Origin of the sequence: Enterococcus sp. AZ020, assembly GCF_050499205.1 — a bacterium.
Taxonomy (GTDB): Bacteria; Bacillota; Bacilli; order Lactobacillales; family Enterococcaceae; genus Enterococcus_L; species Enterococcus_L dunnyi.
Genome location: NZ_JBIPAT010000001.1, coordinates 1,097,262 through 1,110,282 on the forward strand (window position 1 = coordinate 1,097,262; position 13,021 = coordinate 1,110,282).

The following is a 13,021-nucleotide window of genomic DNA, read 5'->3' on the forward strand; positions in this document are numbered from 1 at the left end:
AAAGTATTAATCGTCTTTACGTAAGCCTAAACCTAAATCATGCAATTTCAGTTTAACCTCTTCAAGAGATTTACGACCTAAATTACGTACTTTGATCATTTCTGGTTCAGATTTATTTGTAAGTTCTTGTACAGTGTTGATACCTGCACGTTTTAGACAGTTGTATGAACGAACAGACAAGTCTAGTTCTTCGATGGTCATTTCCAACATTTTTTCTTTTTGTGTTTCTTCTTTTTCAACCATGATTTCAGCATTTTTTGCTTCGTCAGTAAGGTTTACAAAGATGTCTAAATGCTCAGTCATGATCTTAGCAGCTAAGCTAAGAGCTTCTTGAGGAATGATTGAACCATCAGTCCATATTTCCATTGTTAATTTGTCGAAGTCATCACGACGACCAACACGAGTGTTTTCTACTTGGTAGTTCACACGGCGAACTGGCGTATAGATGGAATCAACAGGGAGCACACCGATCGGCATATCTTCCTTTTTGTTTTCGTCTGCTTGAACATAGCCACGACCAGGTTTCACTGTTAAGCGAGCGTGGAAAGTAGCTCCTTCAGAGACACTACAGATAACTAAATCTTTATTCAAGATCTCAACATCGCTGTCAACGATAATATCGCCAGCAGTTACTGTAGCAGGTCCTGTAATATCGATCTCAAGGGTTTTCTCTTCTTCTGCATAAAGCTTCAAAGCTAGACCTTTGATATTCAAAATGATTTGCGTTACGTCTTCTCTAACACCTTTAATTGTAGAAAATTCATGCAGCACTCCATCGATTTGAATATTGGTAATAGCAGCTCCTGGTAAAGAAGATAATAAAATACGACGTAGAGAATTACCTAAAGTAGTCCCGTAACCTCTTTCCAGCGGTTCAACGACGAACTTGCCATAATCTCTATTTTCATCAATTTTTTCGATTCTTGGTTTTTCAAATTCAATCATTCTTATCTATACCCCTTTCAAAACGAAAAGTGTCTTGTTCAATGACGTTCTTGATTCAAACTCAGAATGAGTGGCACTCATTAAACACGACGGCGTTTTGGAGGGCGGCATCCATTATGAGGAACTGGAGTCACGTCACGAATTGCAGTCACTTCTAAACCTGTTGCTTGCAATGAACGAATCGCTGCTTCACGTCCAGAACCTGGTCCTTTAACTGTTACATCAACAGTTTTAAGTCCGTGTTCTTGTGCTGCTTTAGTTGCAGCTTCTGCGGCCATTTGAGCTGCAAACGGTGTTGATTTTTTGCTTCCTTTAAAACCTAATGATCCTGCTGATGACCATGCTAACGCATTTCCATGAGTATCAGTAATCATTACAATTGTATTATTGAATGTAGAGTGGATATGTGCAATCCCAGATTCTATATTCTTTTTCACACGGCGTTTACGACTAACTTTTTTTGCTGCCATGAAGATCTAACCTCCTTCACTTAGGAATTATTTTTTCTTGCCTGCTACAGTACGAGCTGGGCCTTTACGAGTACGTGCATTATTTTTCGTGTTTTGTCCACGAGTTGGTAATCCACGACGATGACGAATTCCACGGTAAGAACCGATTTCCATCAAACGTTTGATGTTCAAGTTCACTTCACGACGAAGATCCCCTTCAACTTTTAACTTATCAATTTCCGCACGGATCGCATCTGTTTGTTCGTTTGTTAAGTCACGAACGCGAATATCTTCAGATACACCAACGTTTGCTAATACTTGTTTAGCTGTAGTGTTTCCAATACCATAAATATAAGTAAGAGAAATTACTACACGTTTATCACGAGGGATGTCTACTCCTGCAATACGAGCCATTCTACGTTACACCTCCTATTATCCTTGACGTTGTTTATGTTTTGGATTTGCTGGGCAAATGACCATAACACGTCCTTTACGGCGAATTACTTTACAATGTTCACACATTGGTTTTACTGATGGTCTTACTTTCATGATAATACCTCCCTGAATTTTACGGAGTACAATTATTTAAAGCGATAAGTGATTCGACCACGAGTTAAATCATAAGGAGATAACTCTACAGTCACTTTATCTCCAGGCAAAATTCGAATATAGTGCATACGGATTTTACCGGAAACAGTAGCAAGAACTTGGTGTCCATTTTCTAGTTCAACTTTAAACATTGCATTCGGCAAAGTTTCGACGACTGTACCTTCGACTTCAATCATATCTTCTTTAGCCACGCACAGTACCTCCTTGTACTTGTTTCGCATTTTCACACGATAAAATGGCGGAAACTTCAGCTCCCACCTAGAATTTTCAATTAAACTTCCACAAAAAGGTAGAAGTCGGACTGATACATTCTATCATAATTTATTCTATTTGGCAAGAGAATCTGAATCATACACAAATGGTAAGCTTGTGGCAATTCAAGTACTATCTTTTTTCAATGATTTCTTTCACTTCAGAAAAAACAGTATCGATCTCGCGATTCCCATCTATTGTGTGCAGTACGTTTTTAGCTTTATAAAAATCTAAAATCGGTGCACTGCTTTTGATGTTGACAGCCAGACGGTTTTTGACCGTTTCAGGCTTATCATCTTCTCTTTGATAAAAATCATGTCCGCCGCAACGATCACATGTTCCTTCCACTGCTGGAGGATTGAAAATTTTATGATAAGTTGCTCCGCATGTACGGCAGATAAAACGGCCGGCCAAGCGATCAACCAACACATCTTCTTCTACATGGATGTCGATGACTGCATCGATTTTTTTATTTAATTCTTGTAACATTTTATCTAATGCTTCTGCCTGATCCAGCGTCCGTGGAAAACCATCTAATAAAAAGCCTTTATCAGTATCTGGTTCAGCCAAACGTTCTTTGACGATACCGTTTGTAACATCGTCTGGAACCAAAGCACCTTTATCGATATAAGATTTCGCTTCTAAGCCAAGAGCAGTTTCGTTTTTCATTGCGGCACGGAACATATCTCCAGTAGAAATATGCGGAATACCGTAAGTATCAACGATTTTCTCTGCTTGAGTTCCTTTGCCTGCTCCAGGCAATCCCATTAAAATGAGGTTCATTTCTTTTCCTCCTAATTTTAAAGGCTGGCTTATGAAGCTAGCCTATGGTGAGAATCAAGGTCGAGACGGAAGTGCTTCATTTCAAGAAACAACGTTACTTCCAAGAAAGCTACTTCTGTCACGCCACTTAAGGTAGAGAGAAAAACTTGCGTCTTGTCTCAGTACATGATTCTTACTTATTGATAAAGCCAACATATTGACGTTTCAACATTAAACCTTCTAATTGTTTCGCTGTCTCTAATGCAACACCTATCACAATCAGTAAGCTAGTTCCCCCAAGACCGATAGATTGCGGTAATTGCCAGACCATTTGAGCAATGATCGGTAATAATGCAACTAATCCTAGGAAAATAGAACCGACAACACTTAGTCTCATTAACATTCCAGAGATATATTCTTCTGTCCCTTTACCTGGTCGTACGCTTGGAATATAACTTCCTTGCTTTTGTAAGTTCTCCGCTAATTTCTCAGGGTTTACTTGAACAAAGGCATAGAAGAAAGTGAAAGCAACGATCAGTACAGTATAAATAATCGCACCTGGAACGGTATTGTAACTAAAAATTTGTGTCATAATATCATACCAGCCTTCGCCAGAATAATTTTTAGAAAACGCCTGTAAAACAGCGTTTGGTGTCGCAATCAATGAACTTGCAAAGATAACTGGAATAACACCAGCAGCATTTACTTTTAACGGTAAATAACTACTTGTTGGTGCACCAGAGACACGTTTTGTATATTGGATCGGAATTTTGCGTTCTGCTTGTTGGAAGAAGGTCACTAATGTAACCACGATTAAAATCGCAATAATTAAAATCACAATAAAAATCACAGACTGCCAAATTCTAGAAGATTCGATATTGATAAAGTAATCTTCAATGATTTCTTTGATCCCTGCTGGGACTCTTGAAATGATCCCTGCAAAAATGATCATCGAAACGCCATTGCCGATTCCTTTTTCAGTAATTTGTTCTCCTAACCAAGTAACAAACATCGTACCACCAGTTAAAATCACAGCGATCGTTACAAAAGTTCCGATGCTAGGATTTTTTACGATCCCAACTGAACTTAATTGGTTGAAACCAGCAGTGATCCCCATTGACTGAGCGATCCCCAAGACGATCGTTAAATATCTTGTTGCCTGATTCAACTTCTTACGTCCAACTTCACCTTGTTTTGACCATTCTACAAATTTCGGTATGATATCCATTTGTAAGAGTTGAATAATGATAGATGCTGTAATGTACGGTGAAACCCCCATCGAAAAGATCGAGAAGTTTTGCATCGCACTACCGCTGACCATATTCAGCATGTTTAAAAATGGTAAATTGCTTAAGTCTTGCAATCCTTTTGCATTTACGCCAGGTACTGTAATATGAGCACCTAAACGAAATACAAAAAGAATGAATACAGTAAACAAAATTTTTGATCTAATGTCTTTGACTTTAAAAGCATCTTTTAACAGTTTAAACATTAGATCACCTCGATTGATCCACCAGCTGCAACAATTGCTTCCTCTGCTGCTTTAGAGAATTTAGCTGCTTTCACAGTTAATTTTTTAGTTAATTCACCGTTAGCAAGAACTTTGATCCCAGCTTTTTCGTTTTTAACGATTCCAGCTTCGATCAGTCCTGCAGGTGTAACTTCAGTTCCATCTTCGAAACGATTTAAGACATCTAAGTTGATGACTGCGTAATCTTTACGGTTGATGTTCGTGAAGCCGCGTTTTGGTAAACGACGGAATAATGGAGTTTGACCCCCTTCAAATCCTAAACGTACACCGCCGCCTGAACGAGCTTTTTGCCCTTTTTGTCCGCGACCGGCTGTTTTACCATTACCAGATGAAGTACCACGTCCAACACGGTTACGTACTTGGCGTGAACCTTCAGCAGGTTTCAATTCATGAAGTTTCATTGGTTTGGCACCTCCTTAAACAATGTACTATTGTAAATTAAACTTCTTCAACGTCCACTAAGTGTGAAACAGTGTTGATCATACCTTTGATTGCTTCATTCGCAGGTTTCACAACAGAGCTGTTTACTTTTCCTAAACCTAATGCTTTAACTGTATCTTTTTGGTTTTGAGGACGTCCGATCACGCTGCGTTTTAATGTAACTTTTAATTCAGCCATTCTTATGTCCTCCTTATCCTAAAATTTCTTCTACAGATTTACCGCGAAGTGCTGCCACTTCTTCGGCACGTTTTAATTGTTTCAACCCTTCAACTGTTGCGCGAACAACGTTGATCGGTGTGTTTGAACCTAATGATTTTGATGTAATATCTGCTACACCAGCTAATTCCAATACGGCACGAACTGGTCCACCAGCGGCTACCCCAGAACCTTCTACTGCAGGTTTCATAAGGATACGGCCACCACCAAATACCCCAATCACTTCGTGAGGGATAGTCGAACCAACCATAGGCACTTCAACTAAGTTTTTCTTCGCGTCTTCAATTGCTTTACGGATCGCTTCTGGTACTTCTTGTGCTTTACCAGTACCAAAACCAACGTGTCCGTTTTTATCTCCCACAACAACTAAAGCAGCAAAACGTAGACGACGTCCACCTTTAACAACTTTTGTTACACGGTTGATCGCAACTACGCGGTCTTCTAATTCCAAGTGTTTTGGATCAATATAAACCATGAATGGTGTTCCTCCTTCTCCTAAAATTCTAGTCCATTTTCACGTGCTGCTTCAGCTAAAGCTTGCACACGGCCATGGTAAAGGTATCCACCACGGTCAAAGACTACTACTTTGATGTCTTTTGCAGCGGCACGTTCAGCAATTAATTTACCAACAGCTGCAGCTGTTTCTGTTTTGTTTCCACCTGAAATTTCTTTATCTAAGGCAGAGGCACTTGCTAGCGTTACACCCGCTACGTCATCAATGATTTGCGCGTAGATGTTTTTGTTAGAACGAAAAACGTTCAAGCGTGGGCACTCAGCAGTACCAGAGATTTTGTTACGTACACGGCGATGTCTCTTTTGACGTGTTTTGTTTTTATCTGGTTTTGTAATCACAATTGTCACCTCTTTAATTTTATTGGACCACCATTTCAGGCAATCAACGAGTTGCGGAAAATAGAAGCTGTGACACAAGTAAAATCTCTTTTAATGAAGGCAAGCTTCATCAAAACAGCTTTTTCTTGTTGCTCGCTTCTAAGCGATTTCCCTATACATCTCTTATTATTTACCAGTTTTACCTTCTTTACGGCGTACGAATTCACCAACATAGCGGATTCCTTTGCCTTTATAAGGTTCTGGAGGACGAACGCCACGGATGTTCGCTGCTAATTCACCAACGTGTTCTTTGTTAGCGCCTTTAACAACTACTTGTGTGTTCGAAGGTACTTCTACAGTTACACCAGCTGGTGGTGTGATTTCTACTGGATGAGAGTACCCAACGTTAAGAACTAATTTAGTCCCTTGCATTTGAGCACGGTACCCAACCCCGATAAGTTCAAGTCCTTTTTCAAAACCTGTACTTACACCAACGACCATGTTATTGAAGTTGGCACGAGTTGTTCCGTGGATTGTTTTCATTTCTTTGCTATCGTTTGGACGAGTGAAAGTTACTACGTTTCCATCGATATTCATTGTGATATCAGCAGAAAATTCACGAGTCAATTCACCTTTAGGTCCTTTTACAGTAATGTTGTTTCCTTCTTGTTTGACTTCTACGCCAGCAGGAAGTTCAACGATTTTATTACCAATACGGCTCACTTAGAGACACCTCCTTGTGTGTTTTTTTAAATTACCATACGTAGGCGATTACTTCGCCGCCGATGTTTTTAGCTCTCGCTTCTTTATCAGTGATAACACCTTCAGAAGTTGAGATGATCGCGATTCCTAGACCGTTTAATACTTTAGGCACTTCGTCAGATTTGACATAAGCACGTAAACCTGGTTTAGAAATACGTTTTAAGTTAGTGATAACACGCTCTTCGTTTTTACCATATTTAAGGAAAACACGGATCACGCCTTGTTTGTCATCTTCGATATATTCTACATCGCGTACGAAACCTTCACGTTTCAGGATCTCAGCGATATCACGTTTGATTTTTGATGCAGGCACTTCTAAGCTTTCATGTTTAACCATGTTAGCGTTACGAATGCGAGTTAGAAAATCTGCAATTGGATCTGTCATGACCATTGAACTATTTACCTCCTTTATGCGAGTTTACTTGTTTACCAGCTAGCTTTCTTCACGCCGGGAATTTGACCTTTATAGGCAAGTTCGCGGAAGCAAATACGGCAAAGATGAAATTTACGATAAACTGAATGTGGACGTCCGCAACGTTCACAACGAGTATAAGCTTGTGTTGAATGTTTAGCCGGGCGTTTGTTTTTAGCAATCATTGATTTTTTAGCCACGTAGTTCGCCTCCTTATTTTATTTTTGGAATGGCATACCTAATTGTGCTAACAACTCACGAGATTCTTCATCTGTGTTTGCTGTTGTTACAATAACGATGTCCATGCCGCGTACTTTATCTACTAAATCATAATCAACTTCTGGGAAGATCAATTGTTCTTTAATACCTAAAGTGTAGTTACCACGTCCATCAAAGGCTTTTTTGCTTACACCGTGGAAGTCACGTACACGAGGTAGAGAAACAGATACTAATTTATCTAAAAATTCGTACATTCTTTCACCACGTAAAGTAACTTTCGCACCGATCGGCATACCTTCACGAAGACGGAAACCAGCGATTGATTTCTTAGCTTTTGTGATCAATGGTTTTTGACCTGTGATCAACGCTAATTCTTCAACAGCTTTATCTAAGTTTTTTGCGTTTGATACAGCATCGCCCACACCCATGTTGATAACGATTTTATCAACTTTTGGTGTTTGCATAACTGAACTATAATTAAATTTTTCCACTAATGCTGGAGTAATTTCTTTAATATATTTTTCTTTCAGGCGGTTCATTTAGTAAGCCCCTCCTTCCTTTTAATCTATTTATCTAAGACTTCACCGGTTTTTTTAGAAACACGGACTTTTTTACCATCGACTTCTTTATAACCTACACGACCAGCTACTCCTGTACCGTCAATTACCATCACGTTAGATACATGAATCGGCGCTTCGACTTCCAAGATGCCGCCTTGCGGTGCTGCTTGGTTAGGTTTTTGGTGTTTTTTCATGATGTTGACACCTTCAACGATGACTTTGTCTTTTTTAGGAAACGCTGCTAATACAACGCCTTCTTTATTTTTGTCTTTACCAGTGATAACTTTTACTTTATCGCCTTTTTTAACAAACATTATAGTTTCGCACCTCCTTTGATACGCGTCCTGATTATAATACTTCTGGTGCTAGAGAAACGATCTTCATGAAGTTGTTTTCACGTAATTCACGTGCAACAGGACCGAAGATACGAGTTCCACGCGGGCTCTTATCGTCACGGATAATCACCGCAGCATTTTCATCAAATTTAATGTAAGAACCGTCTGTACGACGAGCTCCTGATTTTGTACGAACGATAACGGCTTTTACTACTTCACCTTTTTTAACAACTCCACCTGGCGTTGCTTGTTTGACCGTAGCAACAATCACGTCACCAATATTAGCAGTTTTACGTCCAGAACCACCTAGTACTTTAATCGTTAAGATTTCACGAGCACCTGAGTTGTCTGCAACTTTTAATCGGCTTTCTTGTTGGATCACGATGTGTATCCCCCTTTCAGATTTTATGTTTCAATCTATATAGGAAAATCTCGTTTTATTAGATAATAACTGCTTCTTCGACTACCTCTAGTAAACGGAAACGTTTTGTAGCTGATAATGGACGAGTTTCCATGATTCTTACGATGTCTCCAACTTTTGCAGTGTTGTTTTCATCATGAGCTTTGTATTTTTTAGAATATTTCATGCGTTTACCGTAAATAGGGTGGTTTTTCTTCGTTTCTACGACAACAGTGATAGTTTTATCCATTTTGTCTGAAACAACACGACCTTGGTAAACTTTGCGTTGATTTCTTTCTTCAGTCATACGCGTTTGGCCTCCTTCCACTATTAGTTAGCTTGTTCACGCAATACTGTTTTGATGCGTGCAATCGATTGACGTACTTCTTTAATACGTGCAGTGTTTTCTAATTGACCTGTTGCTAGTTGGAATCTAAGATTAAACAATTCTTCTTTGAATTGCTTTTCTTTTTCAAGCATTTCGGCAGTGGTTAATTCTCTGATTTCTTTAACCTTCATTCGATTCACCACCCATTTCCTCACGTTTTACAATCTTAGTTTTGACCGGTAATTTGTGGGATGCAAGACGAAGTGCTTCACGAGCTACTTCTTCAGGTACGCCTGCGATTTCAAACATGATCTTGCCACGTTTTACTGGAGAAACCCAGCCTTCAGGAGCCCCTTTACCTTTACCCATACGAACACCGATAGCTTTACTTGTGTATGATTTGTGAGGGAAAATTTTAATCCATACTTTCCCGCCACGTTTCATATAACGAGTCATAGCGATACGGGCAGCTTCGATTTGACGGTTAGTAATCCAGTGAGATTCAGTTGCTTGTAAACCCCATTCTCCAAATGCTACTTCTTTTCCGCCTTTGGCTTCACCGCGCATTTTACCTCTAAATTCACGACGGTGTTTTACACGTTTAGGTACTAACATGATTATTTCCCTCCTTTCTCAGTGTTTTTTTTCGTTGGAAGAATTTCTCCACGGTAAATCCACACTTTAACTCCTAATTTTCCGTAAGTTGTGTCTGCTTCTTCCCATGCGTAATCAATATCTGCACGCAAAGTATGAAGTGGAACTGTACCTTCAGAGTAACCTTCTGAACGAGCGATATCAGCACCGTTTAAACGACCTGATACTTGTGTTTTGATCCCTTGAGCGCCTGAACGCATTGTACGTTGGATCGCTTGTTTTTGTGCACGACGGAATGCTACACGGTTTTCTAATTGACGTGCAATTCCCTCGCCGACTAATTTTGCATCTAAATCTGGTTTTTTGATTTCAACGATGTTGATGTGAACTCGTTTACCAGTTAATTTGTTCAATTCTTTTCTTAGGTTTTCGACTTCAGATCCGCCTTTACCGATAACCATACCTGGCTTAGCTGTGTGGATTGAAATGTTTACGCGATTTGCAGCACGCTCGATCTCAATTGTAGACACAGCAGCATCAGCAAGTTTTGATGCGATAAATTTACGGATTCTTAAATCTTCGTGTAAGAATTCAGCATACTCTTTTTCAGCATACCATTTTGCATCCCAGTCGCGGATGATGCCTACACGCATTCCAATTGGATGTACTTTTTGACCCACTGATTGTCCCTCCTCTTAATTGGTGACACTTGCTTCTTTCAAACAAGTTTCTTTTTGAGGTTCGGTAGCCATTGCTGCAACACACAGTGACTGCTTCGCAGAACTGATGTGGCACAGTACAAGGTGACTGTAAGGAACGTTGCTCCTAGAAAGTCACTTCACTTTAGGCTCCTCCTCTTATCTAGTAATATCTGTTTTTTTGAAACAGATTATTTTTCTGATACAACTACAGTGATATGACTTGTACGTTTGTTGATTGGTGATGCTGAACCTTTAGCACGTGGACGGAAACGTTTCATTGTTGGTCCTTCGTTAACGAAAGCTTCAGATACTACTAAGTTCTCAACATCTAAGTCAAAGTTGTTTTCAGCGTTAGCAACTGCTGACATTAAAACTTTTTCAATAACTCCAGCCGCTTTGTTCGGTGTGAACTTCAAAATTGAAATTGCGTCTGCAACGCTTTTCCCTCTAACAAGATCAATTACTAAACGTGATTTACGAGGAGAAACGCGAACTGTTTTAGCAGTCGCTTTAGCTGATGTGATTTGTTCTGCCATTTGGATATCCTCCCCTCAAATTAGCGTCTTGTTTTTTTATCGTCGGCTCCGTGGCCACGATAAGTTCTAGTCGGTGCAAATTCACCTAATTTATGTCCTACCATATCTTCTTGGATGTATACTGGAACGTGTTTACGTCCATCATATACAGCAATTGTAAATCCAACAAATTGTGGAAAAATTGTAGAGCGGCGAGACCAAGTTTTGATTACTTTTTTCTTTTCAGCGCCTTGTTGAGCTTCGACTTTCTTCATTAGATGATCATCAGCGAAAGGCCCTTTTTTCAAACTACGACCCATGGTGAACCTCCTCTCAAAATGTACGACACATGGTCAAAAAAATTATTTAGTACGACGACGAACGATAAGTTTGTCTGATTTAGCTTTTTTGTTACGAGTTTTCAAGCCGATAGCTGGTTGACCCCAAGGTGATACTGGAGCTTTACGTCCGATCGGTTGTTTACCTTCACCACCACCGTGTGGGTGATCGTTCGGGTTCATTACGCTACCACGAACTGTTGGGCGTTTACGCATCCAACGAGAACGGCCGGCTTTACCAATGTTGATTAATTCGTGTTGTTCGTTACCTACAGAACCGACAGTTGCACGGCATGTAGCTAAGATCATACGAACTTCACCAGAGTTCAAACGGATCAATACGTATTTGCCTTCTTTACCAAGTACTTGAGCACTTGTTCCAGCAGAACGGATCAATTGACCGCCTTTACCAGGTTTCATTTCAATGTTGTGGACAACAGTACCTACTGGAATGTTTTCCAATGGCAATGCGTTCCCTACTTTAATATCTGCTTCTGGACCTGAAACTAGGCGCATGCCTACTTCTAATCCTTTTGGTGCTAAGATGTATGCTTTTACTCCATCTTCGTAATGTACTAACGCGATGTTAGCAGAACGGTTTGGATCATACTCGATTGTTTTAACAACCGCTACGACGTTGTCTTTATTACGTTTGAAATCGATCAAACGGTATTGACGTTTGTGACCGCCACCTTGGTGACGAACCGTGATACGACCATTGTTGTTACGGCCGGCATGGTTTTTTAATGGCGCCAACAAAGATTTCTCTGGTGTTGAAGTCGTGATTTCAGCGAAATCAGACGTTGTCATATTACGACGGCCATTTGTGGTAGGTTTGTACTTTTTAATCGCCACGTCTTTTTCCCTCCCATTTAATAATTAAACATGGACTGCTTATTCAGCAGCATCGAAAATTTGAATTTCTTTTGAATCGTCTGTTAATGTCACAACTGCTTTGCGACGTTTTTTCGTATATCCTGCATATTTACCCATGCGTTTGAATTTAGGACGCACGTTGATGATATTTACGTTTTTCACTTTAACACCGTCAAAAGCTGCTTCTACAGCTTGTTTTACTAATGTTTTGTTTGCGCGAGTGTCCACTTCGAAAGTGTATTTCTTTTCGTCCATAGCAAGCATGGATTTTTCAGTGATCACTGGGCGTTTGATTACGTCTAGTAAGTTCATTATGCAAGCACCTCCTCAATTTGAGTAAGAGCAGTTTGTGTTGCCAATACTTTAGTATTAGAAACGATATCTAAAACACTTACGTTATCAGAAGTTACTACAGAAACGTTTGGAAGATTACGAGCAGATAATGCTGCAAAATCGTTTCCTGCTTCTAGAACAACTAATACTTTCGCATCGATAGATAAGTTTGTAAGAACTTGTTTGAATTCTTTTGTTTTCGGTGCGTCAAAGCTTAATGCATCAACAGCAACCAAGTTGTTTTCAGCAACTTTATCTGACAATACAGATTTCATTGCTAAACGACGAACTTTTTTAGGAAGTTTGTAGCTGTAAGAACGTGGTGTTGGTCCGAAAACTACGCCACCTCCACGCCATTGTGGTGAACGGATTGAACCTTGACGAGCACGACCAGTTCCTTTTTGACGCCATGGTTTACGGCCGCCGCCACGAACTTCTCCGCGGTGTTTAACTGAGTGTGTTCCTTGTCTTAATGAAGCACGTTGCATGATGATCGCATCGTAGACAACTGATTCATTAGGTTCGATTCCGAAAATTTCTTCGTTTAAAGTGATTTCACCATTTTGAGTTCCATCTTGTTTGAATAATGCTACATTCGGCATTCCTTAGTTC

General features: G+C 39.9%; 26 protein-coding genes. All 26 read right to left on the reverse strand.

Translation table 11 applies throughout. From position 1 onward, the window contains the following. Window positions 1–6: 6 nt before the first annotated feature. The 26 genes from IGI58_RS05285 to rplD all read right to left on the reverse strand — a co-directional run bounded on the left by IGI58_RS05285 (window position 7) and on the right by rplD (window position 13,011). Complete coding sequence (locus tag IGI58_RS05285) at window positions 7–945, reverse strand: DNA-directed RNA polymerase subunit alpha (RefSeq protein ID WP_069662434.1); 939 nt, start codon at window positions 943–945, stop codon at window positions 7–9. Between the two features lie 80 nt (window positions 946–1,025). Then, window positions 1,026–1,415, reverse strand: a complete 390-nt coding sequence (gene rpsK, locus IGI58_RS05290) for a 30S ribosomal protein S11 (protein ID WP_087642012.1) — start codon at window positions 1,413–1,415, stop codon at window positions 1,026–1,028. Between the two features lie 27 nt (window positions 1,416–1,442). Next, window positions 1,443–1,808, reverse strand: a complete 366-nt coding sequence (gene rpsM, locus IGI58_RS05295; RefSeq protein ID WP_069662432.1) for a 30S ribosomal protein S13 — start codon at window positions 1,806–1,808, stop codon at window positions 1,443–1,445. 18 nt (window positions 1,809–1,826) lie between these two features. Further along, window positions 1,827–1,943: a 50S ribosomal protein L36 gene (gene rpmJ, locus IGI58_RS05300; protein ID WP_002288710.1), complete on the reverse strand. Its 117-nt coding sequence runs from the start codon at window positions 1,941–1,943 to the stop codon at window positions 1,827–1,829. A 32-nt stretch (window positions 1,944–1,975) separates the two neighbouring features. Further along, window positions 1,976–2,194: a translation initiation factor IF-1 gene (gene infA / locus IGI58_RS05305; RefSeq protein WP_002356224.1), complete on the reverse strand. Its 219-nt coding sequence runs from the start codon at window positions 2,192–2,194 to the stop codon at window positions 1,976–1,978. 193 nt (window positions 2,195–2,387) lie between these two features. Further along, window positions 2,388–3,038 carry an adenylate kinase gene (locus tag IGI58_RS05310; protein ID WP_087642011.1) on the reverse strand — a complete coding sequence of 217 codons (651 nt, stop codon included), beginning with the start codon at window positions 3,036–3,038 and terminating at the stop codon, window positions 2,388–2,390. 172 nt (window positions 3,039–3,210) lie between these two features. Continuing rightward, window positions 3,211–4,509 carry a preprotein translocase subunit SecY gene (secY, locus tag IGI58_RS05315; RefSeq protein WP_087642010.1) on the reverse strand — a complete coding sequence of 433 codons (1,299 nt, stop codon included), beginning with the start codon at window positions 4,507–4,509 and terminating at the stop codon, window positions 3,211–3,213. Next, window positions 4,509–4,949: a 50S ribosomal protein L15 gene (rplO, locus tag IGI58_RS05320; protein ID WP_069662429.1), complete on the reverse strand. Its 441-nt coding sequence runs from the start codon at window positions 4,947–4,949 to the stop codon at window positions 4,509–4,511. The genes secY and rplO overlap by 1 nt, the downstream gene beginning before the upstream one ends. A 37-nt stretch (window positions 4,950–4,986) precedes the next feature. Then, complete coding sequence (gene rpmD, locus IGI58_RS05325; RefSeq protein ID WP_069635453.1) at window positions 4,987–5,166, reverse strand: 50S ribosomal protein L30; 180 nt, start codon at window positions 5,164–5,166, stop codon at window positions 4,987–4,989. Window positions 5,167–5,179: 13 nt separating this feature from the next. Next, window positions 5,180–5,680, reverse strand: coding sequence for a 30S ribosomal protein S5 (gene rpsE, locus IGI58_RS05330; protein ID WP_069635454.1), 501 nt, complete (start codon window positions 5,678–5,680; stop codon window positions 5,180–5,182). 20 nt (window positions 5,681–5,700) lie between these two features. Beyond that, complete coding sequence (gene rplR / locus IGI58_RS05335) at window positions 5,701–6,057, reverse strand: 50S ribosomal protein L18 (protein ID WP_087642009.1); 357 nt, start codon at window positions 6,055–6,057, stop codon at window positions 5,701–5,703. Window positions 6,058–6,222: 165 nt separating this feature from the next. After that, on the reverse strand, window positions 6,223–6,759 hold the full coding sequence (rplF, locus tag IGI58_RS05340) for a 50S ribosomal protein L6 (RefSeq protein WP_087642008.1): 537 nt from the start codon (window positions 6,757–6,759) through the stop codon (window positions 6,223–6,225). Between the two features lie 31 nt (window positions 6,760–6,790). Beyond that, on the reverse strand, window positions 6,791–7,189 hold the full coding sequence (rpsH, locus tag IGI58_RS05345) for a 30S ribosomal protein S8 (RefSeq protein WP_010770626.1): 399 nt from the start codon (window positions 7,187–7,189) through the stop codon (window positions 6,791–6,793). Between the two features lie 35 nt (window positions 7,190–7,224). After that, a complete protein-coding gene (locus IGI58_RS05350) occupies window positions 7,225–7,410 on the reverse strand; it encodes a type Z 30S ribosomal protein S14 (RefSeq protein ID WP_002356214.1) in 186 nt (61 codons plus the stop codon). 18 nt (window positions 7,411–7,428) lie between these two features. Beyond that, window positions 7,429–7,968 (reverse strand): 50S ribosomal protein L5, encoded by a 540-nt coding sequence (rplE, locus tag IGI58_RS05355; RefSeq protein WP_069635456.1) that lies wholly within the window; start codon window positions 7,966–7,968, stop codon window positions 7,429–7,431. A 26-nt stretch (window positions 7,969–7,994) separates the two neighbouring features. After that, the gene (gene rplX / locus IGI58_RS05360) at window positions 7,995–8,303 is read right to left on the reverse strand and encodes a 50S ribosomal protein L24 (protein ID WP_069635457.1); all 309 of its coding nucleotides are present in this window, start codon (window positions 8,301–8,303) and stop codon (window positions 7,995–7,997) included. 34 nt (window positions 8,304–8,337) lie between these two features. Next, a complete protein-coding gene (gene rplN, locus IGI58_RS05365; protein ID WP_010766218.1) occupies window positions 8,338–8,706 on the reverse strand; it encodes a 50S ribosomal protein L14 in 369 nt (122 codons plus the stop codon). A gap of 58 nt (window positions 8,707–8,764) precedes the next feature. After that, window positions 8,765–9,031, reverse strand: coding sequence for a 30S ribosomal protein S17 (gene rpsQ, locus IGI58_RS05370; protein ID WP_010761681.1), 267 nt, complete (start codon window positions 9,029–9,031; stop codon window positions 8,765–8,767). 23 nt (window positions 9,032–9,054) lie between these two features. Beyond that, complete coding sequence (gene rpmC / locus IGI58_RS05375) at window positions 9,055–9,243, reverse strand: 50S ribosomal protein L29 (protein WP_010766220.1); 189 nt, start codon at window positions 9,241–9,243, stop codon at window positions 9,055–9,057. Beyond that, window positions 9,233–9,667 (reverse strand): 50S ribosomal protein L16, encoded by a 435-nt coding sequence (gene rplP, locus IGI58_RS05380; protein ID WP_002356208.1) that lies wholly within the window; start codon window positions 9,665–9,667, stop codon window positions 9,233–9,235. Before rplP ends, rpmC begins: the two co-directional genes overlap by 11 nt. 2 nt (window positions 9,668–9,669) lie before the next feature. Beyond that, a complete protein-coding gene (rpsC, locus tag IGI58_RS05385; protein ID WP_087642007.1) occupies window positions 9,670–10,326 on the reverse strand; it encodes a 30S ribosomal protein S3 in 657 nt (218 codons plus the stop codon). A gap of 209 nt (window positions 10,327–10,535) precedes the next feature. Continuing rightward, window positions 10,536–10,883: a 50S ribosomal protein L22 gene (rplV, locus tag IGI58_RS05390; RefSeq protein ID WP_069662425.1), complete on the reverse strand. Its 348-nt coding sequence runs from the start codon at window positions 10,881–10,883 to the stop codon at window positions 10,536–10,538. Window positions 10,884–10,903: 20 nt separating this feature from the next. Continuing rightward, entirely contained in the window at window positions 10,904–11,182 is a 279-nt protein-coding gene (gene rpsS / locus IGI58_RS05395; RefSeq protein WP_087642006.1) for a 30S ribosomal protein S19, read from the reverse strand. 42 nt (window positions 11,183–11,224) lie between these two features. Then, window positions 11,225–12,055 carry a 50S ribosomal protein L2 gene (rplB, locus tag IGI58_RS05400; RefSeq protein WP_087642005.1) on the reverse strand — a complete coding sequence of 277 codons (831 nt, stop codon included), beginning with the start codon at window positions 12,053–12,055 and terminating at the stop codon, window positions 11,225–11,227. A gap of 39 nt (window positions 12,056–12,094) precedes the next feature. Continuing rightward, complete coding sequence (locus IGI58_RS05405) at window positions 12,095–12,388, reverse strand: 50S ribosomal protein L23 (RefSeq protein ID WP_087642004.1); 294 nt, start codon at window positions 12,386–12,388, stop codon at window positions 12,095–12,097. Then, window positions 12,388–13,011, reverse strand: coding sequence for a 50S ribosomal protein L4 (gene rplD, locus IGI58_RS05410; RefSeq protein WP_069662421.1), 624 nt, complete (start codon window positions 13,009–13,011; stop codon window positions 12,388–12,390). Before rplD ends, IGI58_RS05405 begins: the two co-directional genes overlap by 1 nt. Window positions 13,012–13,021 lie beyond the last annotated feature (10 nt).

Excerpts from the sequence above, each read along its gene's own strand:
- rplD (WP_069662421.1), bottom strand. The coding sequence starts at position 13,011 with ATGCCGAATGTAGCATTATTCAAACAAGATGGAACTCAAAATGGTGAA.
- rplV (WP_069662425.1), bottom strand. The coding sequence starts at position 10,883 with ATGGCAGAACAAATCACATCAGCTAAAGCGACTGCTAAAACAGTTCGC.
- rpsH (WP_010770626.1), bottom strand. The coding sequence starts at position 7,189 with ATGGTCATGACAGATCCAATTGCAGATTTTCTAACTCGCATTCGTAAC.
- rpsS (WP_087642006.1), bottom strand. The coding sequence starts at position 11,182 with ATGGGTCGTAGTTTGAAAAAAGGGCCTTTCGCTGATGATCATCTAATG.
- rplE (WP_069635456.1), bottom strand. The coding sequence starts at position 7,968 with ATGAACCGCCTGAAAGAAAAATATATTAAAGAAATTACTCCAGCATTA.
- rpmD (WP_069635453.1), bottom strand. The coding sequence starts at position 5,166 with ATGGCTGAATTAAAAGTTACATTAAAACGCAGCGTGATCGGACGTCCT.
- rpsM (WP_069662432.1), bottom strand. The coding sequence starts at position 1,808 with ATGGCTCGTATTGCAGGAGTAGACATCCCTCGTGATAAACGTGTAGTA.
- rpmC (WP_010766220.1), bottom strand. The coding sequence starts at position 9,243 with ATGAAGGTTAAAGAAATCAGAGAATTAACCACTGCCGAAATGCTTGAA.
- rpmJ (WP_002288710.1), bottom strand. The coding sequence starts at position 1,943 with ATGAAAGTAAGACCATCAGTAAAACCAATGTGTGAACATTGTAAAGTA.
- rplO (WP_069662429.1), bottom strand. The coding sequence starts at position 4,949 with ATGAAACTTCATGAATTGAAACCTGCTGAAGGTTCACGCCAAGTACGT.
- IGI58_RS05310 (WP_087642011.1), bottom strand. The coding sequence starts at position 3,038 with ATGAACCTCATTTTAATGGGATTGCCTGGAGCAGGCAAAGGAACTCAA.
- secY (WP_087642010.1), bottom strand. The coding sequence starts at position 4,509 with ATGTTTAAACTGTTAAAAGATGCTTTTAAAGTCAAAGACATTAGATCA.
- rpsE (WP_069635454.1), bottom strand. The coding sequence starts at position 5,680 with ATGGTTTATATTGATCCAAAACACTTGGAATTAGAAGACCGCGTAGTT.
- rplP (WP_002356208.1), bottom strand. The coding sequence starts at position 9,667 with ATGTTAGTACCTAAACGTGTAAAACACCGTCGTGAATTTAGAGGTAAA.
- rpsK (WP_087642012.1), bottom strand. The coding sequence starts at position 1,415 with ATGGCAGCAAAAAAAGTTAGTCGTAAACGCCGTGTGAAAAAGAATATA.
- rplX (WP_069635457.1), bottom strand. The coding sequence starts at position 8,303 with ATGTTTGTTAAAAAAGGCGATAAAGTAAAAGTTATCACTGGTAAAGAC.
- rpsQ (WP_010761681.1), bottom strand. The coding sequence starts at position 9,031 with ATGACTGAAGAAAGAAATCAACGCAAAGTTTACCAAGGTCGTGTTGTT.
- IGI58_RS05285 (WP_069662434.1), bottom strand. The coding sequence starts at position 945 with ATGATTGAATTTGAAAAACCAAGAATCGAAAAAATTGATGAAAATAGA.
- IGI58_RS05405 (WP_087642004.1), bottom strand. The coding sequence starts at position 12,388 with ATGAACTTACTAGACGTAATCAAACGCCCAGTGATCACTGAAAAATCC.